The organism is Neisseria sp. P0004.S004 (genome assembly GCF_051963335.1).
In the GTDB taxonomy this organism is placed as follows: Bacteria; Pseudomonadota; Gammaproteobacteria; order Burkholderiales; family Neisseriaceae; genus Neisseria.
The window spans coordinates 1-21,949 of record NZ_JBQCUK010000016.1 but is presented as its reverse complement, the minus strand read 5'-3'; the positions used below and the strand labels follow the sequence as shown (position 1 = coordinate 21,949).

Here is a 21,949-nt window from a genome sequence, read left to right as displayed (position 1 = left end):
GCGACACCATCAATGTCAAAGGCGACAGCAACATCATCAGCGAAACCGTAGCCGGTGGTGCACAGCTGAAACTGGCCGATGTATTGAATGTCGGTCAAGCGGCTCCGGTGAAAATCGATGGCGACAAAGGCGAAGTCAGCGGCTTGAGCAATACGACTTTGGGCGGCAGCGATTTTGCCCAAGGCAAACGTGCAGCGACCGAGGAGCAGTTGAATGCAGCCCAAGATCAGTTGGTGAATGTATTGGGTGGCAATGCGGCCAATAACGGCGGCAATATCAGCATGACCGATATTGGCGGTACGGGTGAGAACAACATCCACGATGCGATCAAAGCCGTCAATGCAACTGCCAATCTGCCTTTGACTTTCGGCGGCGACAGCGGCAAAGACGTTGAACGTAAACCGGGTACGAAGCTGAATATTGTCGGCGGTCAAACCGATGCAGCCAAACTTTCAGACGGCAATATCGGCGTTGTAGCGAATGGCTCTGATAAGTTGGAAGTCAAATTGGCCAAAGACTTGGCAGTTGACAGCGTGAAAGCCGGCGATACCACAGTCAATACTGACGGCGTGAAAGTTGGCGATGTCAACCTGACTAAAGCCGGTTTGAACAACGGCGGCAACAAGATTACCAACGTTGCGGCCGGTACCGACGATACTGATGCGGTGAATGTTGCTCAGTTGAACAAAGCTGCGGCTGCGGCTAAGACTGAAGTCGTTCAAGGCGATAACATTGTTGTTACTCAGGATGTCGGCGCCAATGGCCAAACCATTTACAAAGTGGCGACCGATAAAAACCTGAAAGTTGACAGCGTTACCGCAGGCGATACCGTGATGAATAATGACGGTGTGAAAGTCGGTGATGATGTTGCCTTGAACAAAGACGGCTTGAAAGCAGGCGATGTGAACCTGACCAAAGCCGGTTTGAACAACGGCGGCAATAAGATTACCAACGTTGCAGCCGGTACGGATGACACCGATGCAGTCAATGTTTCCCAACTGAAACAAGCTGCCGCTGCATCTAAGACTGAAGTCGTTCAAGGTAAGAACATCGTTGTTACTCAGAAAACAGGTGACAAGGGTCAAACTGTTTACGAGGTGGCAACCGATAAAGACTTGGATGTTGACAGCGTGAAAGCCGGCGATACCGCAGTCAATACTGATGGTGTGAAAGTGGGTGACGATGTTGCATTGAACAAAGACGGCTTGAAAGCAGGCAAAGTGAACTTGACGAAAGACGGCTTGGACAATGCGGGCAACAAAGTAACCAACGTAGCGGATGGCGACCTCAATGCGAACAGCAAAGACGCCGTCAACGGCAGCCAGTTGTACGCAACCAACCAAAACGTGGCCAACAATGCTGCGACTATCGCCAAAGGCATCAACTTCGGCGGTACGACCGGCAGCAACAACTACGCGTTGGGTTCTACCATCAACGTCAAAGGCGACAGCAACATCATCAGCGAAACCGTTGCCGGTGGCGCTCAACTGAAGTTGGCTGACGAGATCAGCGTGAAGACCGTGAATGCCGATACCTTCAAAGCAGGCGATACTGTGATGAATAAAGACGGCGTGAAAGTCGGCGATAAAGTTGCGTTGAACAAAGACGGTCTGACCGCAGGCAATACCGTGGTCAACAACGACGGCGTAACCATCGCTGCACCGACTGAAAACAATCCGAACAACCAAGTCAAATTGTCTCCTGTCGGTCTGAACAACGGCGGCCAACGCATTACCAATGTGGCTCCGGGTAAAGACGGTACAGACGCGGCAAACGTGAATCAGTTGATTGGTTTGGGTACCGAGTTGCAGAACAACATCAACCAAGTAGGTAAGAAAGCCTACGCAGGTGTGGCCGGTGCGATTGCCCAAGGCTCGATTCCGCAAGTAACCCGTCCAGGTGCGACCGGTATCGGTGTCGGCAGCGGTTACTACGGTGGTCAGTCTGCCATGGCCATCGGCGTGTCTGCGATGAGCGACGGCGGCAACTGGATTGTCAAAGGCAACTTCTCGGCCAATACCGACGGTCATGTCGGTGTCGGTGCCGGTGCGCTGTATCAGTGGTAAGTTGGCAATGACAGGCAATTAGATTTGCTGCCTGAATAGGGAGGCCGTCTGAAATTTTAGGTTTCAGACGGCCTTTTTTTCTGAAAACACTTGAATTGAAGCTATCTGAAACGATATGCTTCATCTATTTACCGCATGACTCTGAAAGAGAAAAAATGAGCAAAACCGTCCATTATTTGAAAGACTACGCCGCACCCGCGTACCGTATTCTGAAAACCGACCTGCATTTCGATATTTTAGAACCGCAAACCATCGTCAAATCCAGCCTGACCGTCCAACCTGAAAGAGCAGGGGAGCCGTTAGTATTGGATGGTTCGGCAAAACTGCTGTCTGTGAAAGTAAACGGCCGGGCCGTAGATTATGTGTTGGAAGACGAAAAACTGACGATTGCAGGCGTGCCGTCTGAAAACTTCACGCTGGAAGTGGAAACCGAAATTCTGCCTGCTGAGAACAAATCCCTGATGGGTCTGTATGCTTCCGGCGGCAACCTGTTTACCCAATGCGAACCGGAAGGTTTCCGCAAAATTACCTTCTACATCGACCGTCCGGATGTCATGTCTAAATTTACTACCACCATTGTTGCAGACAAAAAACGCTATCCGGTGTTGCTGTCTAACGGCAATAAAATCGATGGCGGCGAGTTTTCAGACGGCCGTCATTGGGTGAAATGGGAAGACCCGTTTGCCAAGCCGAGCTATCTCTTTGCTTTGGTGGCAGGCGATTTGGCGGTAACGGAAGATTATTTTACGACCATGAGCGGCCGTAAGGTCAAAATCGAGTTCTACACCACTGAGACAGATAAACCTAAAGTCGGTTTTGCCGTGGAATCGTTGAAAAATGCGATGAAATGGGACGAAACGCGCTTCGGCTTGGAATACGACTTGGATATTTTCATGGTCGTGGCCGTGGGCGATTTCAATATGGGCGCGATGGAAAACAAAGGTTTGAATATTTTCAACACCAAGTTCGTGCTGGCCAACAGCCGTACTGCAACCGATACCGACTTTGAAGGCATTGAATCTGTTGTCGGCCACGAATATTTCCACAACTGGACAGGCAACCGCGTGACCTGCCGCGATTGGTTCCAATTGTCGCTGAAAGAAGGTTTGACCGTATTCCGTGATCAAGAGTTTTCCGGCGACCGGGCCAGCCGCGTGGTGCGCCGTATCGACAATGTCCGTATGCTGCGCTTGTTCCAATTCCCAGAAGATGCGGGCCCGACTGCGCATCCTGTCCGCCCGGCCAGCTATGAAGAGATGAACAACTTCTACACCATGACCGTCTATGAAAAAGGTGCGGAAGTAGTGCGCATGTATCACACCTTGCTCGGAGAAGAGGGCTTCCAAAAAGGCATGAAATTGTATTTCCAACGCCACGACGGTCAGGCTGTGACTTGTGATGATTTCCGTGCCGCAATGGCAGACGCAAACGGCATCAATCTTGATCAGTTTGCTTTGTGGTATAGCCAAGCCGGTACGCCGGTTTTAGATGCTCAAGGCCGTCTGAAAGATGGTGCGTTTGAATTGACGATCAAACAAACCATTCCGGCTACGCCCGATATGGCGGATAAACAGCCGATGATGATTCCGGTCAAAACCGGTTTGCTGAACGAAAAAGGCGAGGCGGTTGAGTTTGAATATCAAGGCAAACGAGTGAAAGAGGCGGTTTTGGTATTGACTGAAGCCGAGCAGACTTTTGTATTGGGCGGCGTCAATGAGCCGGTTATCCCGTCTCTGCTGCGTGATTTCTCTGCGCCGGTTACCCTGAACTATCCATACAGCGAGCAAGAATTGGCAACTTTGCTGGCAGCAGATGAAAATGAGTTTGCACGCTGGGAAGCTGCTCAAACTTTGTACCATCGCGCCATTAACGCCAACCGTCAGGCATTGGCGGAAGGCCGTCCTTTGCCTGAACACAAAGCATTGATGGACGCTTTGGCCTTGGTGGTCTCCGGTGATTTCGACCCGGCATTCCGCGCCATTTTGCTGCAAATGCCGTCTGAAACCGATGTATGGGCGGAAGAAGAAAATATTGATCCGATTCAGGTTCATCAGGCGCGTGAAGCCTTGCTCAATGCCGTTGCCGTCAAGTTCCTGCCCCAATGGCGCGAGCTGAACCGTCAGGCTGCCGAGCAAGAAAACCAGGCCGATGCCGCTGTTCGTTATGAATACAGCCCGGAATTGGCCGGCTGGCGAACTTTGCGCAATGCTTGCAGGGCATTTATCCTTCGTGCTGATGCAGCGCATATCGAACACGTTGCGGAAAATTACGAGGCAATGGCGCAAAACATGACCCACGAATGGGGCATCTTATCCGCAATCAACAGCAATGAAAGCGAAATTCGCGATCGTTTGTTGACGAAATTTGCCGATAAATTCGCTGATGATGCTTTGGTAATGGACAAATACTTTGCCCTGATTGCTTCAAGCCGCCGCAAAGATACTTTACAGCAAGTTCAGACGGCCTTGAATCATCCTAAGTTCAGCATCGAAAACCCGAATAAAGCCCGTTCTTTGTTGATCAGCTTCAGCCGCAATATTCCGCATTTCCATGCAGAAGATGGCAGCGGCTACCGCTTTATAGCCGATAAAGTGATGGAAATTGACCGCTTTAACCCGCAGGTTGCCGCCCGACTGGTACAGGCTTTCAATATCTGCAACAAATTGGAAGCCAACCGAAAAGCCGTCATGACCAAAGAATTGCAACGCATCAATGCACAAGAAGGTTTGTCCAAAGATGTGGGCGAGATTGTCGGTAAGATTTTGAATGAAAAATAAAGCCTGTCTGTTGACCTTATTGTAATCTAGCAATAAGGATAGATAGACCCCAGGCCGTCTGAAACCGATTGGTTTCAGACGGCCTTTTTATATATCAACGCTTAAATTAATTTTTGTTGAGGGTAGGGAATATGAATAAAAAAAGAGCCTGTATAAAACAGGCTCTTTTTCATACTAATCCGAAGATTAGAATTTGTGACGCAGGCCAACCAAACCAGAGATGGTTTCAACTTTGTGAGGGCCAGACTCAGCACCGCGCAACCAGCCAGCAGAAACCAGAGCAGTAGTGCGTTTAGAGAAGTCGTAGTCAGCACCAACGATAACTTGGTCGTATTGAGTGCCTTTCAGTTTTTCGCCGTCAACTTTAGCTTTGAAGCCGTGAGCGTAAGAAACGCGAGGAGTTACGTTACCGGCGCGGTAAGCAGCAGTAGCGGCAACTTCGATAGTTTCAGCAGGACGGCTGTCCAAGCCAGCAGCAGTACCGAATACTACGTTAGAAGCGTTAGTACCGGCAGCACGCATAGCAGAAGTTACAACACCGTTAGATTGGGCTTCAGCGTAGTCACCCAAAGTTTCCCAGTTTTTAGCGTATTGACCGGCTACAGATACGAACAGGTTGTTAGCATCGTAACCACCTACCAAGCGGTGTACGTGACCGTCTTTTTCAGAAACGGCGTTTTTACGGAAACCACCGGCGTATTGACCGAAGAAGCCAGAGTTTTCGTAGTTCAGGCCAGCGTAGTAAGTGTCACGGGTAGCGTCGTTGTGAGTGTATTTGTCAGAAGGGTTAGCGTTGTCGCGTGGAGTGTATTGTACGCTTGCGCTGAAGCCTGAGAATACAGGGCTGTCGTAACGTACAGAAACTGCACGTTCGTCAACACGGGTAAATACAGACATGTTCAAAGCGCCGTTGCTGCTTTCCCATTGGTCAACATTGTCGCTAGAGTCTTTAACAGTAGAGTTCAGTTTACCGGCACGAACTTTACCGAAGCCACCTTCCAAACCGATGAAGGATTCGCGAGAAGCCCACTCTTTGTCGCCACCGGCGATAGAAGTGTTTTGTTCAACTTGCCAGATGGCATTCAGGTTGTTACCCAAGTGTTCGTGGCCTTTGAAGCCGATACGTGAGCCGAAGTCAGCGATTTCAGTAGCAGTTTTAGAGCTTTTCTCGTGACCCAGTTTAGCAGCAGTTTGTTCACCCAATTTTACTTTGGATACTTCAACGCCAGCTTTAATTTGACCGTACAGAGTTACGTCAGCCATAGCTGCAACAGGCAGAGCCGCCAGAGTCAGGGCAATCAGTGATTTTTTCATTGCTGTTTTCCTTTTTTAAGTGTGAAGAAGCGAGCATTCGTTCTTCTTATTACGATATCGTTCTCTTTCAACGATTCCATGACCATAATATAAAGGTTATGGCCTAGGAAAACAAATTTTCCTCTTGTTTTGAGTGATTTTTGCGGGGAAACGTTGTTTTTTACAGACAGGGTGGAAGTGGAAGACTGCCTTTTATTTTGTAATGTGTTTTTCTAAAAGGGAATTTGGGGATGGCTATAAAATATGGGGGATATAAAATTGGGTTGTGAATATTGTTTATTGTGTTTTCAGACGGCCTTATCGTGTATTGGGTTTGCAAATATATAAAAAACCTGCCTGATTACTCGGGCAGGTTTTATTTGATTGAAAGACAGATTAGTTTTTGTCTTGGTCAACCAGTTTGTTTTTGGCAATCCAAGGCATCATAGAACGCAGTTGAGCGCCGACTTTTTCAATTTGATGATCAGCGGTCAGACGGCGACGGGCTGTCATGCTGGCGTAGTTGACGGCACCTTCTTGGATGAACATTTTAGCGTATTCGCCGGTTTGGATGCGTTTGAGGGCGTTGCGCATGGCTTCGCGGGATTTGTCGTTGATGACTTCGACGCCGGTTACGTATTCGCCGTACTCTGCATTATTGGAAATGGAGTAGTTCATGTTGGCGATACCGCCTTCGTAAATCAGGTCAACGATGAGCTTCATTTCGTGCAGGCATTCGAAGTAGGCCATTTCTGGGGCATAGCCTGCTTCGGTCAGGGTTTCGAAGCCGGTTTTGATCAATTCGACCACGCCGCCGCACAATACGGCTTGTTCGCCGAAGAGGTCGGTTTCGGTTTCTTCGCGGAAGTTAGTTTCGATTACGCCGCCTTTGGTGCCGCCGTTGGCTGCTGCGTAAGACAGGGCGATGTCGCGTGCTTTGCCGCTTTTATCTTGGTAAACGGCGATCAGGGAAGGCACGCCGCCGCCTTTCAGGAACTCGCTGCGTACGGTGTGGCCTGGGCCTTTAGGGGCAACCATGATAACGTCGAGGTCGGCGCGGGGTACGATTTGGTTGTAGTGTACGTTGAAGCCGTGGGCGAATGCCAATACTGCGCCTTCTTTCAAGTTTGGCTCGATTTCGTTTTTGTATACGATAGGTTGGTTTTCGTCAGGCAACAGAATCATCACAACGTCGGCTGCTTTGGTTGCTTCGGCAACGGTGCGTACGTCGTGGCCGGCTGCTTCGGCTTTTTTCCAAGAGCCGCCTTGGCGCAGACCGATGACGACATTTACGCCGGAGTCTTTCAGGTTTGCTGCGTGTGCGTGACCTTGTGAACCGTAACCGATGATGGCAACGGTTTTGCCTTTGATCAGAGAAAGGTCAGCGTCTTTATCGTAATAAACTTGCATTTTATTTCCTTAGTGTAAGAGGGTTCCGGACAATCCGGGTTGAGTTAAAAGTAATAGGGGGTTAAGCAGGGACTTGGTTCATCAAGACGATTTCCAATGCTTCGGTTTTTCCTTCGATGGATTTGACGAAGTTTTGGAAATGTTCGCTGGCATTGTGTTCGTCAATGGCTGCTTGGGATTTCCAATTTTCTACGAATACGAAACGGTTGGGTTTGCCGATTTCTTGGTGCAGGTCGTAGCTGATGTTGCCTTCTTCTGCACGGCTGGCTTTGACCAATTCTTTAAATTGGGCAGCCAGAACCTCGGTGTATTCGGGTTTGACGGTAACTAATGCAACGATTTGGATGCTTGACATGTTTGTCTCCTGCTGTTTTTCAGACGGCCTTTGTTGAAAGTAACAGGCCGTCTGAACGATACAGCGTTAAATTTTCAAAATACGCTCGCCGCGGCCGATGCCGGCTGCGCCTGTACGTACGGTTTCCAAAATTTGAGCACGACCGACTGTTTCGAGGAAAGAGTCGAGTTTTTCGGTAGAACCTGTGATTTCGATGGTATAGCTGCGGTCTGTTACGTCAATAACGCTGCCGCGGTAGATTTCGGTCAATCGCAGGAATTCGTCGCGGTCTTTGCCGACGGCGCGGACTTTTACCAACATCAGTTCGCGTTCGACAAAACGGCTTTCGTTCAAGTCAACCACTTTGACAACTTCAATCAGTTTGTTGAGTTGTTTGGTGATTTGTTCGATAACGTGCTCGTCGCCGTGGGTGACAATGGTCATACGGGACAAGGTTTTGTCTTCGGTTGGGGCTACGGCCAGGGAATCGATGTTGTAATCGCGTGCGGAGAACAAACCTACCACACGGCTCATCGCACCTGATTCGTTTTCCATCAGAATAGATAAGATATGTCGCATTTCTTTCTCCTTACGCTTTTGCAATATCGCGCATATGCGGCGGCAGAACCATTTCATCCAAACCTTTGCCGTTGCCGACCATAGGCAGTACGTTTTGTTTCTTGTCTGTCAAGAAGTCGAGGAATACCAAACGGTCTTTTTGGTTTAATGCTTCCAACAGGGCGCCTTCGACGTCGGATTTTTTGTCCACACGGATGCCGATATGGCCGTAGGATTCGGCCAGTTTGACAAAGTCGGGCAATGAATCGAAATAGGTTTCCGATTCGCGGTTGCCATAATACAGCTCCTGCCATTGGCGAACCATACCCAAATAGCCATTGTTTAATGTAACGACATTGATGGGGACATTATATTGGAAGCAGGTGGACAGCTCTTGGATATTCATTTGAATAGAGCCTTCGCCTGTGATACAGAAGACGTCTTGCTCCGGAGCCGCCAGTTTGGCACCGAGGGCGTAAGGCAGGCCTACACCCATCGTACCCAAGCCGCCGGAATTGAGCCATTGGCGGGGACGCTCGAATGGATAATATTGAGCGGCAAACATTTGGTGTTGGCCAACGTCGGAAGTAATAATGGCTGAGTTTTTGGTAATTTCTGCCAGTTTTTGAACAACGTATTGCGGTTTGATGATTTCGCTGTCGTTTTCAAACCACAGGCAGTTGTGCGAACGCCATTCTTCGATGGTTTTCCACCATTTGTCCAATGAGTCGGCTGAAGGCGAAGTTTCTTGTTTGCCCCACAGATGAGTCATTTCAGTCAATACGTTTTTGACATCGCCGACAATCGGGATGTCCACTTTAACGCGTTTGGCAATGCTGGACGGGTCGATGTCGATATGGATGATTTTTTTGGGTTTGTCCAAGAATTTTGACGGTACGGAAACCACGCGGTCGTCAAAGCGCGCACCGATTGCCAAAACGACGTCTGCATTTTGCATCGCCAAATTAGCCTCGTAAGTGCCATGCATGCCCAACATGCCCAAGAATTGGCGGTCGCTGGAAGGGTATGCGCCCAAACCCATCAATGTGCCGGTACAGGGTACGCCGGTCATGCGGACAAATTGGGTCAGTTCATCGGAGGCATTGCCCAATACCACGCCGCCGCCGAAGTAAACGATGGGGCGTTTGGCAGAAGCCAGCATTTGTACGGCTTTTTTGATTTGGCCGATGTGGCCTTGTACAACCGGTTGGTAGGAGCGGATGAAGATGTCTTCTTGCGGATAGCTGAATTTGGCCATCGCTTGGGTTACGTCTTTAGGAATATCGACGACAACGGGGCCCGGACGGCCGCTGGCGGCAATTTGGAAGGCTTTTTTAATCGTATCAGCCAGCTCGCCAATATTGGTAACCAAAAAGTTGTGTTTAACACAAGGGCGGGTGATGCCGACCGTATCCACTTCTTGGAATGCATCTGTACCGATGAGGGAATTGCCCACTTGGCCGCTGATGACGACCAGGGGGATGGAATCGCTGTACGCAGTGGCAATACCGGTCAATGCGTTGGTTACGCCCGGACCAGAAGTTACCAAGGCCACACCGACTTTGCCGCTGACGCGGGCATAGGCATCTGCCGCATGTACGGCTGCCTGCTCATGGCGGGTCAGAATGTGCTTGAATTTGTTGAGTTGGAAAATGGCATCGTAGATTTCGATAACCGCACCACCGGGATAGCCGAATACGTATTCAACACCTTCGGCTTTGAGACTTTGCACGACGATTTGTGCGCCTGATAATTGCATATTGACCTCTTTTATGCGGTTTCTAACCAATAGGAACAATCCGCCTCACCACAGCACCTGTAATGCAATTCCGCCAAGCAGCGATTTAGGGTACGCGCATTGAGGGAATACGGCGACAGTCAGACTGTCCAAACAATTGGAAAGGAACACAGAGTTTGTGAAAAAGAGTAGAAAAGATAACGCAAACCGACTGTTCAATCAAGATAAAATCTTTCATCTTTTAACATTTGAAACGGGAAAATAGATTGAAGGTTGATTTTAAAGAAATAAAAAAACAGTTTTATTGATCTTGGTGTGGATGGATTGTTGACAGTTTGAGTAAGGAGAAGGTTTTTGCAAATGACGAATTGCAAAAAACCTCTTGACTGAATCAAGAGGTTTTTTAAATTTGGTGCCCAGGGTCGGACTCGAACCGACACACCTTGCGGCGGGGGATTTTGAGTCCCCTGCGTCTACCAATTTCGCCACCTGGGCTAGCGAAGAAGTCATCATTATAGCGAGTTCTCGAATCTTGTAAAGCGGTATTTGAAAAAAAATTGAATTATTTTTATATTTATTTGATTTTTAATGAATTAAACTTTTTAAGTTTAATGCCTGTCCAAATGGAAGGTAGGTTTTTAAAACAAAAAAACGGTATTTACTGCAAAAAGGGCTACTTTTAATGTGTCAAACGCGTTAATATGAAGATGTTTTGTTTTTAGACTGGCCGGGTGGTTGTTTGGCCTTATTTATTTGAAACGGTTTTGGAGAAAATTTATGCTTTCCGTTACACGAACTTTCTTACTCAGTGCTATTGCGTTGGCCACCCTGGCTGCTTGTCAGCCTAAAGAGGAAGCCAAAGAGGCTTCTTCGGCGCCTGCCGCTTCTGCCGCACCGGCCGCTTCCAGTGAATCTACTGCCAAAGCGCAAGCGCGTGGTACCGATATGCGCAAAGAAGACATTGGCGGCGATTTTACGTTGACCGATGGCGACGGCAAACCTTTCAGCCTGAGTGATTTGAAAGGCAAAGTGGTTATCCTGTCTTTCGGTTATACCCACTGTCCTGACGTGTGCCCGACCGAGTTGCTGACTTACAGCGACACTTTGAAACAATTGGGCGACCAGGCTAAAGACGTGAAAGTGGTATTCGTCAGCATCGACCCTGAGCGCGATACGCCTGAAGTAATCGGCAAATACGCCAAACAGTTCAACCCTGATTTTATCGGCCTGACGGCCACCGGCGATCAAAGCCTGCCAGTCATCAAGCAGCAATACCGTGTGGTATCGGCTAAAGTGAACCAAAAAGAAGACAGTGAAAACTATTTGGTCGACCACTCTTCAGGTGCATATTTGATTGATAAAAACGGTGAAGTGGCGATTTTCTCGCCTTACGGCAGCGAGCCTGAAACGATTGCAGCCGATGTGAAAACTTTATTGTAAAACCGTAGTTGAGGCCGTCTGAAATGGGTTGTGGATTTCAGACGGCCTTCTTGCTTTTGATACGGCAAAGGAAAAGAAAAAATGACCGACACACTTTTAACGATTGCTTTATCCAAAGGACGGATTTTTGAGGAAACCCTGCCGCTGTTGGCAGCCGCCGGTATTGTGCCTGCGGAAGAGCCGGAAAAATCGCGCAAGCTGATTATTGGTACCAATCATGACAACATCCGTTTGGTGATTGTGCGTGCGACCGATGTGCCGACTTATGTGCAATATGGTGCGGCGGACTTCGGCATTGCCGGTAAGGATGTGCTGATCGAGCATGGCGGAGACGGCCTGTATCAACCTTTGGATTTGCACATTGCTTCATGCCGTATGATGGTTGCGGTTAAAAAAGGTTTTGATTATGCCGCCGCTTCCCAACCGGGCAGCCGCTTGCGGATTGCCACCAAATATCCCGACATCGCCGCCGAACATTTTGCCGGCAAAGGTGTGCATGTGGACATCATCAAACTGTACGGATCGATGGAGCTTGCGCCTTTGGTCGGTTTGAGCGACGCGATTGTCGATTTGGTTTCCAGCGGCAATACGTTGAAGGCCAATGGTTTGGAAGCTGTAGAACATGTGGCTGATATTTCCAGCCGCTTGGTGGTCAACAAGGCGGCGTTGAAAACCAAATATGCGCTGTTGAATCCGATTATTCAGGCATTTGAAAATGTCGCTAAGGCCGTCTGAAAATTTTGGATAGACATTGAAAACCTGTCTGCCAACCCAGTTTGAAAGCCCCGTCATGATGCAAAGCAAACCGACACTCGATACGATTCTTTCCCATCGTTCCATCCGCAGGTTTACTTCCGAACCGATTACCGATGAGATCCTCGATACGCTGGTGCGTGCGGGGCAGCAGGCTTCGACTTCCAACAACCTGCAATGCGTTTCCATCATCCGCGTATCCGATCTTGCGCTGAGGCAGGGAATACATGAAGCGGCTGGAAGCGCACCTTATATTGTCCATTGTGCGGAATTTTTATTGTTTTGCATCGATTTTTCCAAACACAAGGCAATGTTTCCCGATGCGCAAATTGATTGGGCGGAAGTCACCCTGATTGGCGCAGTCGATGCAGGTATTATGGCGCAAAACGTATTGCTTGCCGCCGAATCGCTTGGGCTGGGCGGCGTGTATATCGGTGCGTTGCGTAATGATGCGCAAAAAGTGTCGGATGTATTGAACCTGCCGGATTATTGCGTGCCTTTGGTGGGGCTCTGCCTTGGTTATCCCGACCAAGACCCGCCGTTCAAACCGCGCCTGCCGAAGGAAATGGTGTACGCCGAAAACGCCTGCCCAAGCCTGAATGCCGATGCGGTCGAAACCTATAATCAGGCAGTAGCGGATTATTATGAGTTACGCAAGGGCAGGCCGATACCTTGGAAGGAATCGCTGGCCAAAACCTTGGGCAATCCCGTGCGGCCGCATATGTTGGCGTTTTTGCAGAAAAAAGGTTTTTTGAAAAGATAATGTTCAGACGGCCTGTATGTGGCTGAGGCCGTCTGAAAACAATAGGAACGAAACAAGGAAGAGAGCAAACCATGAAGAAACTCGACACCCAATCCCCTGATTTTCAAGCCGAACTTAAAGCGTTACTTGCTTTTGAAACCGCGCAAAATCCTGAAATTGACCGTATTGTCGCCGACATCTGCGCCGATGTTCAAAAACGTGGCGATGCGGCGCTGATTGAATATACCAACCGCTTTGATGGTACATCCGCTCAAACCATCGACGATTTAATCCTGACGCAAGACGATTTGCAGTCAGCGTTTGAGCGTTTGTCCGAAAACATTCAGACGGCCTTGAAAACGGCTGCGAGACGGGTGGAAAGCTACCATAAACACCAAAAAATGGAGTCGTGGACTTACGAAGACGAAGACGGCACGCTTTTGGGCCAACAGATTACGCCGCTTGACCGTGTCGGTATTTATGTTCCGGGCGGTAAAGCCGCTTATCCGAGTTCCGTTATCATGAATGCCATGCCTGCCCACGTTGCCGGCGTGAAAGAAATCATCATGGTTGTTCCCACTCCGAAAGGCGAGCGCAACGATATCGTGTTGGCGGCTGCTTTTGTAGCCGGTGTAACCAAAGTGTTTACGGTCGGCGGCGCGCAGGCGGTTGCGGCTTTGGCTTATGGTACGGAATCGGTGCCTCAAGTCGATAAGATTACCGGCCCGGGCAATGCTTTTGTCGCTGCGGCCAAGCGACGCGTGTTCGGTGTGGTCGGCATCGACATGGTGGCAGGGCCGTCTGAAATTTTGGTGATTGCCGATGGTACGACGCCTGCCGATTGGGTGGCGATGGATTTGTTCAGTCAGGCGGAACACGATGAAATTGCACAAGCGATTTTGATCGGTACTTCCCAAGCGTATTTGGACGAAGTTCAGACGGCCATGAACCGCTTGATCGAAACCATGCCGCGCCGTGCGATTATTGAAGCTTCATTGGGCAACCGCGGTGCAATGATTTTGGCTAAAGACTTGGATGAAGCCTGCGAAATCGCCAACTATATTTCTCCCGAACACTTGGAATTGTCGGTTGAGAATCCGCAAGAGTGGGCGAAAAAAATCCGCCACGCCGGTGCGATTTTCATGGGACGCTATACCAGTGAAAGCCTGGGCGACTATTGCGCAGGCCCTAACCACGTTTTACCGACCAGCCGCACGGCGCGTTTCTCTTCTCCTTTGGGAACGTATGATTTCCAAAAACGCTCCAGTCTGATTCAGGTTTCAGAACAAGGCGCACAGAAATTGGGCAAAACCGCTAGCGTGTTGGCGCATGGCGAAAGTTTGACTGCGCACGCCAGGGCGGCTGAGTTCCGTTTGAAAGACAATCCGTAAGAAACCAAAAAGGGCATCTAAACAGATGCCCTTTTTATTGTGATGAAGGTTTGGCCGAGAAAGCATCAGGCCGTCTGAAAACAGGTTTAACGGTTTTTCAGCCAGTCATTACGCATTTGTGCGGCTTCTTCAAAATAGCGGTAAAGCTCGGTTTTGTTGCCGTCTGAAAGGAGCTGTTCCAATTTGGATAATTGTTTTTTCAAATCGCCGGTCAGTTTGAGCAGGGCAGGGCGGTTGGCCAGACAGATGTCTGTCCAGACGGCAGGGTGGCTGGAGGCAATGCGGGTAAAGTCGCGAAAGCCGGTGGCGGCATAAGGGAGATAGTCTTTGCCGTGCGGATGGTCGAACAAAGCGTGGACATAGGCAAAGGCGGTCAAGTGCGGCAAGTGGGAAACGGCGGCAAAAATATTGTCGTGTTCTTCGGCGCTCATGGTGAAAATCTGCGAACCAACCGCCTGCCACAGGCTTTTCAACCGTCTTAGGCCGTCTGAAGCCTCGTGGCCGTGCAAGGTAATGATCAGGCGGCTGTTTTGAAACAAACCGCAACGCGCGGATTTTGCGCCGCTTTGATCCGAACCGGCAATCGGGTGGGCGGCAAAACATTGCGGCAGGCGGTCGGATAAGTGGGTGCGGAAGACATTGAGTGCTGATTGTTTGGTGCTGCCGACATCGGAAACGCAGGCCGTTTCTTTTAAGAAAGGCTTGATGTCGCGGCATACGTCAGGCAGGACGGAGACTGGTGTGGCAATCAAAACCAAATCGGCATGGCCGATGCTTTCGGCGCAGATATTCGGATAGGCATGGTCGATGATGCCGCAGTCGAGCGCGTAATTGAGGTTGTCGGCATTGGTGTCGATGCCGGTAATGCTTTGCACCAGCCCCAAGCGTTTGAGGTCGAGCATGAACGAACCGCCGATTAAACCGACGCCGATAAGGGTAATGTGAGGGAAAAAGGCGGAAGTGTTCATGGTTTGCATCCGGTTTTAAATGGAAAAGCTTATTTTAATCTGTCATCGAGGCCGTCTGAAAGATGGAATCAAGGTTTCAGACGGCCTTTTTTAGGGGCGATTTTTCATGATTTAGGCATAGAAAAATCCGTTTAGTAGGATCATGTAACCGATTATCAGATTTTCATACACTAAAATAATCATCTGAATTAGTATAACGTCTTAAAGTAAGTGATTGGTATCTTAAAGTAAATTATTACATCATATTTTATTCTGATTGGTATCGGATAAAATAATTCACTCAGAAAGAAGGAATTTATGAGTTTTTCACAAACCGAATTAGTCAATGCAATGCATTTGCTTTCCACCCGTCTGCCTCAATTTCCCGAGCAGCAAAACCAAGTATCCCGCATGTTGCGCATTGTAACCGAACGTTTGAGCAGCCATTTGAATGAAAATCTGAAAGCGTTCGGCATCAATGAAAACCTGTGGTTTTCCCTGATGGCGGTTTACGTCAGCCCAAACAGCGAAATCCTGCCTTCGCGCTTGAGCGACCTGATGGACTTGACGCGCACCAGTGCCACACGCCTGTCGGATGACATGGTCGAGCGCGGCTGGGTGGAGCGTTATATCAATCAAAAAGACCGCCGTCAGATTGTGCTAAAATTAACCCCTTCGGGTGAGACCTTTATCCACGAAGTATGGCCGCAAATTGCCCGTCAGAGCGGCCAAGCGTGGGAAGATTTCACGAAAGAGGATTATGATACGCTGCAACATCTGTTGGGTAAACTGTTGAACCGTTTGGGCAATTGACAACAGACGGCCTGATGGTCTGCGGCAGGCACACATAAACGGAGTCTGTATGAAATTAGGTTTGGTCAAATCAAGCGTATGCGTTGCCGCAGTTTCGCTGTTGGCGGCATGTGCGCCCTTCGGTAAACAGTCGCCTTTGGATGAGACAACAGCCTATCCGCTGCCGCAAGGCCAATCTGCCGCTACTGCCCAAGACGGCTGGTGGATGAAGCTGAAAGATCAAAAATTAAACAATTTGATTGCTTCCGCCATTCAGACATCTACCAATCTGCGTGTCGTCAAGGCAAGGTTTGAGCAGGCTCAGGCGCAGCTGGGCGTTGTAGGGGCCGCAAATAAACCTCAAGTCGGCCTGGGTGTTACAGGTCTGGGCGCTTATGTTTCACCCAAGCCTCAAGCCGGTATGGTCGATACCGACCATACATTGGTTTTGGCGAACGCAGCCTTGCAAGGCAGTTTGGTTTTTGACTTTTGGGGTAAAAACCGAGAGCAGATTCAAGCCGTTTTGGGAAAAAGCCGGGCTGCGGTTTATGAGGCGCAGCACATCCGCACCGAGCTGGCTCATGCCGTAGCCGCACAATATTTTGCGTGGCAGATGGCGACAGAACAACTGGCGCTGCTGGATACGCGTATAGAGTTGGCGGATAAAGCATTAAAACTGATGCAACAACGCGTTAAAGCGCAGCTGGCTCCTGCCGATGCGTTGCACGCTCTGGAAATGGCGCAACAACAATTGCAGCTTGAAAAATCGGCATGGACTCAGAAAAACGAGAAAATCCGCAACAGTTTAGCTGTATTGACCGGCCGTGTACCGGGTGCATTGAATGGACAGGTTCCGGAAAAAATGGCGGCTGTGCCGTTATTGCCGGTTAACCGTATTGAAGCGGACTTGCTGGCGGCCCGCCCCGATATCGCGGCACAAAAAGCCTTGCTTGAAGAGAAATGGCATATCGTCAAATCGACCGAAGCAGAGTTTTACCCGAATATCGAGTTGAAAGTTTTGGCAGGTATGACGCACATTGATGCGTTCAATCTGATTCGCGGACGGACATCCGGTATGTTGGGCATCGTTCCGGCTTTGAATCTGCCATTGTTTACTTCTGGCGCGCTGCAATCCAAATTGGCAGGCAAACGCGCCCAATATAATGAACAGGTTGCCGTGTACGACCAAACTGTTTTGAACGCCATGCGTGCGGCGGCAGATGCCGTCGTGGACTATCAAAGCCTGAAAAGCCGACAAGATACTTGGAGTAAGATGGTCAATATTGCAGATAAATCTGTGCAAAATGCGAAAGGACGCGTTCGTGCAGGCTTGGATAACGGCTTAACCGCTTTGCAAAAACAAGACGAAGCTGTACGTACGAAAATGTCGGCAGTCCAATACCATGCAGAATATCTGACAGCTTGGAGTAACCTCAATGCTCAGTTGGGCGGAGGCTTTAAATTAAATAAGAAATAAACGTTTGATTAAAACGGAAGGCCGTCTGAAAGTGATTTCAGACGGCCTTTTCCTTACCTTATTTACATTTGCTACCGGAAGAAATTATTGTAATGAATAGAGTGTAACTATAGAATATTACCCCTTAGCGCGTTTCGCGCGCGTATTGGGTTGAGGGTAGAGCCAGCAGCCCGGCAAGACAATAATATCGTTATCACATGTACAGAATTAAAGTTGGGACTTATGGATACTCAATCAGAAAAAAATAATGTCCAAAATGAAACGGAAGTAGCCGCTTCTGGCGCTAAAACGCATCGCAAACGCAATTTGGTTATCGTTACACTCCTATTCCTTATTACGGCAGCCGTAGTTGCTTTGGCGTATTTCCTGTTTTGGCAGCATGAAGAAGAAACGGAAGATGCTTATGTGGCCGGTCATTTGGTGATGATTACGCCGCAGGTGAACGGCACGGTGCGCAAAGTCATGTATGACGATACGGACGTCGTGAAAAAAGGCGATGTTTTGGTGGCTTTGGACGACAGCGATTTTCAGTTAGCATACGATCGCGCGCAAAATGAGTTGATTCAGGCCATCCGTCAAAACAAGCAGCAAACTGCGGTCAATTCAAAAGCCAAAGCGCAAGTATTGTTGCGTAAAGCCGATTTGGCTCGTGCGCAAGCCGATTTGCGCCGCCGCGAATCTTTGGCGGGTACGGAAGCGGTTTCCGGCGAAGAACTCAGCCATGCCCGCGCCGCTGTGGTTCAGGCTCAGGCTGCATTGAAAGCGGTTGAGGCGGAAGAAGTTTCTGCTCAGGCAGCGTTGGGCAGCAATATTCCGCTGCGCCAACAACCGGCGGTTCAGACGGCCATCAGCCACATCAAAGACGCTTGGCTGAATCTGCAACGTACGCAAATCCGTTCGCCAATCAGTGGCCAAATTGCCAAACGTAATGTCCAAGTTGGCCAACGTATCGCGCAAGGTACGCCGATGATGGCTGTTGTACCTCTGTCTGAATTGTGGGTGGATGCCAACTTTAAAGAATCGCAACTGCGTAAAATGAAAATCGGCCAGCCTGTTGAAATGACAGCCGATTTGTACGGCAGTAAAGTGGTTTACCATGGCAAGGTAATGGGCTTGTCGGCCGGTACGGGCAGTGCGTTCTCATTGCTGCCGGCGCAAAATGCAACAGGCAACTGGATTAAAGTCGTACAACGCGTGCCGGTGCGCATCAGTTTGGATGCCAAAGAATTGCAACAAAATCCGCTCCGTGTCGGTTTGTCGATGACTGTTAAAGTTGATATTGCCGAGAAGGGCAGCGGTAAAGCCATGACTGCTGAAGCAGAACGAAATACTGCGCTGCCGGAAACGGAAAGTGTGGATTGGAAAGCCGCCGATGCTTTAGTCGATAAAATCTTCGAGCAATACGCAAAATAATCTTTTCAGACGGCCTGGGTCTTTTATTGAAGGCTCAGGCCGTCTGAAATATTGATTCTCTTCAATCGACCGCTTTGGCGGTTGTCTTATAGTTTAAAAATATGAATTATCCGCCGTTAAAAGGGTTTAAGCTGGTGTTGGCAACTTTGGCGCTCAGCTTGGCCGTATTTATGGAAGTCTTGGACAGCACCATCGCCAACGTCGCCGTGCCTGTTATCGCAGGGGATTTGGGTGCTGCGACCACACAGGGCACTTGGGTGATTACCTCATTTGCCGTAGCCAATGCCATTTCCGTCCCCCTGACCGGCTTTTTGGCCAAGCGGTTTGGCGAGGTTAAAATCTTTATTGCTGCCGTGATCGGGTTTGTCGTAACGTCATGGCTGTGCGGTATGGCGCATAATCTTCAAGCCTTGGTTTTTTTCCGGGTGTTGCAAGGCTTTATCGCCGGGCCGTTGATTCCCTTGTCCCAAAGTCTTCTGATGGCTTCCTATCCGCCTGAAAAACGAACATTGGCACTGGCCTTATGGGCGATGACCGTCGTTGTTGCCCCTGTATTGGGGCCGATTTTGGGCGGTTGGATTTCAGACAACTGGCATTGGGGATGGATTTTCTTTATCAATATCCCAATCGGGGTTTTATCCGCTTCCATCGCTTGGAAACAGCTTAGACACAGGGAAACCGAAATCATCAGGGCGCCGATTGATTACGTCGGGCTGGTGTTGATGATTGTCGGTATCGGTGCATTGCAAATGATGCTTGATAGGGGCAAAGAGTTGGATTGGTTTGCCTCGGGAGAGATTATCGTTTTGGGCGTTACCGCTTTGGTGTTCCTGACATATTTTATTGTTTGGGAGCTGGGCGAGAAATACCCGATTGTCGATTTGTCATTGTTTAAAAATAGAAACTTTACGATAGGCGTTGTTGCGACATCCTTGGGCTTTATGGTCTATATGGGCACATTGACCCTGCTGCCTTTGGTGTTGCAATCAAATCTCGGCTATACCGCCACTTGGGCAGGTTTGGCTGCTGCGCCAGTGGGTTTTTTGCCGATTATTCTGTCGCCGATTATCGGTAAGTTTGGTAATCGCGTCGATATGCGCCTGTTTGTCAGTGCCAGCTTCTTGGTGTTTGCCTACACATTCCATTGGCGAACCGATTTTTATGCCGGCATGGATATGAGCAACGTTGTTTGGCCGCAATTTTGGCAGGGTTTAGGCGTAGCCATGTTCTTCCTGCCTTTGACCAGTATCACGCTGTCGCATATGAAAGGCAATCAAATTGCCTCAGCCAGTAGCCTGTCTAACTTCTTGCGTGTGTTTATGGGCGGTGTCGGAGTATCCGTTGTCAGTACCATGTGGGAACGACGCGAAGCTCTGCACCATACTCAGCTGACCGAACATATTAATTCATTGTCCTCAATCAGCAACCAATCTATTCAAGGCATGATGGCCAATGGCCTGAGCAAAGAGCAAGCCCTGGCTGCGATAAATAGTACCATTTCCCAGCAAGGCTTTATTATTGGCTCAAATGAAATCTTCTTGGCAGGCAGTATCATATTCATCAGCATGATCCCCATTATTTGGCTGGCAAGGCCGCCATTTAACGGTTCCAGTGGGGGAGGACATTAGATAAAAGGCCGTCTGAATTTCAGACGGCCTTTTATCTATATATTATTTAAGACTCAATAACAGATCTCTAAAGGCATTCGGGTCTTTAATAAATGTCATTTCACCTGATTGAGGAAAATGGAAATCCAGTAGGCGGGACACCCAGAAACGGATACATCCGGCTCTTTGTGCAGTAGGGAAATATGCACGTTCTTCATCAGATAAAGGACGCACGCTTTCATAGCCATGGATAAAAGCATCATAAAGAGCAGGGTCTAATTTATTATCGGCTGTCCGCGCCCAGTCGTTAACTGCAATGGCCAAGTCGTACATGAAATTACCATTGCACGCATAATAGAAATCGATAAAGCCGGAAACTTCATCTCCATTAAGCAGTACGTTGTCTTTAAATAAATCGGCATGGATAATACCGGAAGGCAAATGTTCTCCAAGATTTTCATCTAAAGCAGCAATTTCAGCTTGAAGCAGTTTGGCATCTTCGCTATCTAAAACCGGGAGCAACTGAGTGCAGGCATCGTGCCACCAGCCATCATAACGGGGATTTTTCATTTTTAAAGGAAAATCTTGGCCGGCTAAATGCATTTTGGCCAACATCGCACCAGTGTGGAAACATTGTGCCTCAGTCGGCCAGCCGGTATCGGAGCCATTCAAACAAGTTACCAAGCAAGCAGGTTTTCCGGCCAAAATAGAATGCAGTCCACCATCTTTACGAGCAATCGGAGCGGCGCAGGCAACGCCATTTTGGCTCAAGTGTTGGTTTAGCTCTAAAAAGAAAGGCAGTTCCTCTGATTTTAAAACCTCAAAAACAGTCAATACATAACGACCGGTTGAGGTAGTCAGAAAATAATTACTGTTAGTAATCCCTTGGGCAATCCCCTGCAAAGAGACAAAATCTCCCAAATCATATTGCAGCAAGAAATCGCGCATTTGAGCGTCGGAAACACTGGTATAGACAGACATAGCAAACTCGAAGCTGAAATAAACTCAAAGAAACATCATACCAAAAAACAAGCGTCAACAATATAAATTAAAACATAGGTCAAATTCAAAAGGCCGTCTGAAATACTCTTTCAGACGGCCTTAGTATTGAACCGGGTTGGATTTGGGAAGCGGATAGGGAAGATTTGAGGTGTTTTTAGAAAAATAAAAACCCTGTTAAAACAGGGGAGTGATTAAATTTCAGAAAATAA

At 48.8% G+C, this 21,949-nt stretch carries 17 protein-coding genes and 1 tRNA gene; 10 read left to right on the top strand and 8 right to left on the bottom strand.

The features are described 5' to 3' along the window. Window positions 1–2,066: YadA family autotransporter adhesin (locus ACTHRY_RS10975; RefSeq protein ID WP_440374255.1), on the top strand; the 2,066-nt coding region annotated here is incomplete at its 5' end. Window positions 2,067–2,221: 155 nt separating this feature from the next. After that, entirely contained in the window at window positions 2,222–4,843 is a 2,622-nt protein-coding gene (pepN, locus tag ACTHRY_RS10970) for an aminopeptidase N (RefSeq protein WP_049322822.1), read from the top strand. A gap of 186 nt (window positions 4,844–5,029) precedes the next feature. Here pepN and porB read toward each other — a convergent pair whose 3' ends face one another. The 6 genes from porB to ACTHRY_RS10940 all read right to left on the bottom strand — a co-directional run bounded on the left by porB (window position 5,030) and on the right by ACTHRY_RS10940 (window position 10,671). Beyond that, window positions 5,030–6,157: a trimeric porin PorB gene (porB, locus tag ACTHRY_RS10965; protein ID WP_049323760.1), complete on the bottom strand. Its 1,128-nt coding sequence runs from the start codon at window positions 6,155–6,157 to the stop codon at window positions 5,030–5,032. A gap of 375 nt (window positions 6,158–6,532) precedes the next feature. Beyond that, window positions 6,533–7,546, bottom strand: coding sequence for a ketol-acid reductoisomerase (gene ilvC / locus ACTHRY_RS10960; protein WP_004521030.1), 1,014 nt, complete (start codon window positions 7,544–7,546; stop codon window positions 6,533–6,535). Between the two features lie 61 nt (window positions 7,547–7,607). Continuing rightward, window positions 7,608–7,901 (bottom strand): putative quinol monooxygenase, encoded by a 294-nt coding sequence (locus ACTHRY_RS10955; RefSeq protein WP_003748478.1) that lies wholly within the window; start codon window positions 7,899–7,901, stop codon window positions 7,608–7,610. Window positions 7,902–7,967: 66 nt separating this feature from the next. Next, entirely contained in the window at window positions 7,968–8,459 is a 492-nt protein-coding gene (gene ilvN / locus ACTHRY_RS10950) for an acetolactate synthase small subunit (RefSeq protein ID WP_003748480.1), read from the bottom strand. Window positions 8,460–8,469: 10 nt separating this feature from the next. Beyond that, complete coding sequence (gene ilvB, locus ACTHRY_RS10945; protein ID WP_036493541.1) at window positions 8,470–10,197, bottom strand: biosynthetic-type acetolactate synthase large subunit; 1,728 nt, start codon at window positions 10,195–10,197, stop codon at window positions 8,470–8,472. Between the two features lie 389 nt (window positions 10,198–10,586). Continuing rightward, a tRNA-Leu gene (locus ACTHRY_RS10940) sits at window positions 10,587–10,671 on the bottom strand. Between the two features lie 282 nt (window positions 10,672–10,953). Between ACTHRY_RS10940 and ACTHRY_RS10935 the strand changes: the two genes are divergently transcribed. The 4 genes from ACTHRY_RS10935 to hisD all read left to right on the top strand — a co-directional run bounded on the left by ACTHRY_RS10935 (window position 10,954) and on the right by hisD (window position 14,502). Next, on the top strand, window positions 10,954–11,616 hold the full coding sequence (locus ACTHRY_RS10935; RefSeq protein ID WP_036493539.1) for an SCO family protein: 663 nt from the start codon (window positions 10,954–10,956) through the stop codon (window positions 11,614–11,616). 81 nt (window positions 11,617–11,697) lie between these two features. Further along, a complete protein-coding gene (gene hisG / locus ACTHRY_RS10930; protein WP_440374254.1) occupies window positions 11,698–12,351 on the top strand; it encodes an ATP phosphoribosyltransferase in 654 nt (217 codons plus the stop codon). A 55-nt stretch (window positions 12,352–12,406) separates the two neighbouring features. After that, a complete protein-coding gene (gene nfsA, locus ACTHRY_RS10925; protein WP_036493536.1) occupies window positions 12,407–13,132 on the top strand; it encodes an oxygen-insensitive NADPH nitroreductase in 726 nt (241 codons plus the stop codon). A gap of 71 nt (window positions 13,133–13,203) precedes the next feature. After that, the gene (hisD, locus tag ACTHRY_RS10920; protein WP_036493535.1) at window positions 13,204–14,502 is read left to right on the top strand and encodes a histidinol dehydrogenase; all 1,299 of its coding nucleotides are present in this window, start codon (window positions 13,204–13,206) and stop codon (window positions 14,500–14,502) included. A gap of 86 nt (window positions 14,503–14,588) precedes the next feature. On the opposite strand, the gene ACTHRY_RS10915 is transcribed toward hisD, so the two are convergent. Continuing rightward, a complete protein-coding gene (locus tag ACTHRY_RS10915; protein ID WP_036493552.1) occupies window positions 14,589–15,470 on the bottom strand; it encodes a prephenate dehydrogenase in 882 nt (293 codons plus the stop codon). Between the two features lie 297 nt (window positions 15,471–15,767). On the opposite strand from ACTHRY_RS10915, the gene ACTHRY_RS10910 reads away from it, so the two are divergent. The 4 genes from ACTHRY_RS10910 (at window position 15,768) to ACTHRY_RS10895 (ending at window position 20,759) form a co-directional block, all read left to right on the top strand. Further along, window positions 15,768–16,262: a MarR family transcriptional regulator gene (locus ACTHRY_RS10910; RefSeq protein ID WP_003748495.1), complete on the top strand. Its 495-nt coding sequence runs from the start codon at window positions 15,768–15,770 to the stop codon at window positions 16,260–16,262. Between the two features lie 49 nt (window positions 16,263–16,311). Next, on the top strand, window positions 16,312–17,718 hold the full coding sequence (locus ACTHRY_RS10905) for an efflux transporter outer membrane subunit (protein ID WP_036493532.1): 1,407 nt from the start codon (window positions 16,312–16,314) through the stop codon (window positions 17,716–17,718). A gap of 222 nt (window positions 17,719–17,940) precedes the next feature. Next, window positions 17,941–19,131, top strand: a complete 1,191-nt coding sequence (locus tag ACTHRY_RS10900) for an HlyD family secretion protein (RefSeq protein ID WP_036493529.1) — start codon at window positions 17,941–17,943, stop codon at window positions 19,129–19,131. A 101-nt stretch (window positions 19,132–19,232) separates the two neighbouring features. Then, a complete protein-coding gene (locus ACTHRY_RS10895; protein ID WP_049323759.1) occupies window positions 19,233–20,759 on the top strand; it encodes a DHA2 family efflux MFS transporter permease subunit in 1,527 nt (508 codons plus the stop codon). A 42-nt stretch (window positions 20,760–20,801) separates the two neighbouring features. Here ACTHRY_RS10895 and thrB read toward each other — a convergent pair whose 3' ends face one another. Continuing rightward, window positions 20,802–21,719: a homoserine kinase gene (gene thrB / locus ACTHRY_RS10890; RefSeq protein WP_049323758.1), complete on the bottom strand. Its 918-nt coding sequence runs from the start codon at window positions 21,717–21,719 to the stop codon at window positions 20,802–20,804. Between the last annotated feature and the right edge of the window lie 230 nt (window positions 21,720–21,949).

What these genes read in the sequence shown, in the direction of transcription:
- ACTHRY_RS10910 (WP_003748495.1), top strand. Translation starts at nt 15,768, where the DNA reads ATGAGTTTTTCACAAACCGAATTAGTCAATGCAATGCATTTGCTTTCC.
- hisG (WP_440374254.1), top strand. Translation starts at nt 11,698, where the DNA reads ATGACCGACACACTTTTAACGATTGCTTTATCCAAAGGACGGATTTTT.
- hisD (WP_036493535.1), top strand. Translation starts at nt 13,204, where the DNA reads ATGAAGAAACTCGACACCCAATCCCCTGATTTTCAAGCCGAACTTAAA.
- pepN (WP_049322822.1), top strand. Translation starts at nt 2,222, where the DNA reads ATGAGCAAAACCGTCCATTATTTGAAAGACTACGCCGCACCCGCGTAC.
- ilvN (WP_003748480.1), bottom strand. Translation starts at nt 8,459, where the DNA reads ATGCGACATATCTTATCTATTCTGATGGAAAACGAATCAGGTGCGATG.
- ACTHRY_RS10935 (WP_036493539.1), top strand. Translation starts at nt 10,954, where the DNA reads ATGCTTTCCGTTACACGAACTTTCTTACTCAGTGCTATTGCGTTGGCC.
- ilvC (WP_004521030.1), bottom strand. Translation starts at nt 7,546, where the DNA reads ATGCAAGTTTATTACGATAAAGACGCTGACCTTTCTCTGATCAAAGGC.
- porB (WP_049323760.1), bottom strand. Translation starts at nt 6,157, where the DNA reads ATGAAAAAATCACTGATTGCCCTGACTCTGGCGGCTCTGCCTGTTGCA.
- ACTHRY_RS10915 (WP_036493552.1), bottom strand. Translation starts at nt 15,470, where the DNA reads ATGAACACTTCCGCCTTTTTCCCTCACATTACCCTTATCGGCGTCGGT.
- ilvB (WP_036493541.1), bottom strand. Translation starts at nt 10,197, where the DNA reads ATGCAATTATCAGGCGCACAAATCGTCGTGCAAAGTCTCAAAGCCGAA.
- ACTHRY_RS10895 (WP_049323759.1), top strand. Translation starts at nt 19,233, where the DNA reads ATGAATTATCCGCCGTTAAAAGGGTTTAAGCTGGTGTTGGCAACTTTG.
- nfsA (WP_036493536.1), top strand. Translation starts at nt 12,407, where the DNA reads ATGATGCAAAGCAAACCGACACTCGATACGATTCTTTCCCATCGTTCC.
- ACTHRY_RS10955 (WP_003748478.1), bottom strand. Translation starts at nt 7,901, where the DNA reads ATGTCAAGCATCCAAATCGTTGCATTAGTTACCGTCAAACCCGAATAC.
- ACTHRY_RS10905 (WP_036493532.1), top strand. Translation starts at nt 16,312, where the DNA reads ATGAAATTAGGTTTGGTCAAATCAAGCGTATGCGTTGCCGCAGTTTCG.
- ACTHRY_RS10900 (WP_036493529.1), top strand. Translation starts at nt 17,941, where the DNA reads ATGGATACTCAATCAGAAAAAAATAATGTCCAAAATGAAACGGAAGTA.
- thrB (WP_049323758.1), bottom strand. Translation starts at nt 21,719, where the DNA reads ATGTCTGTCTATACCAGTGTTTCCGACGCTCAAATGCGCGATTTCTTG.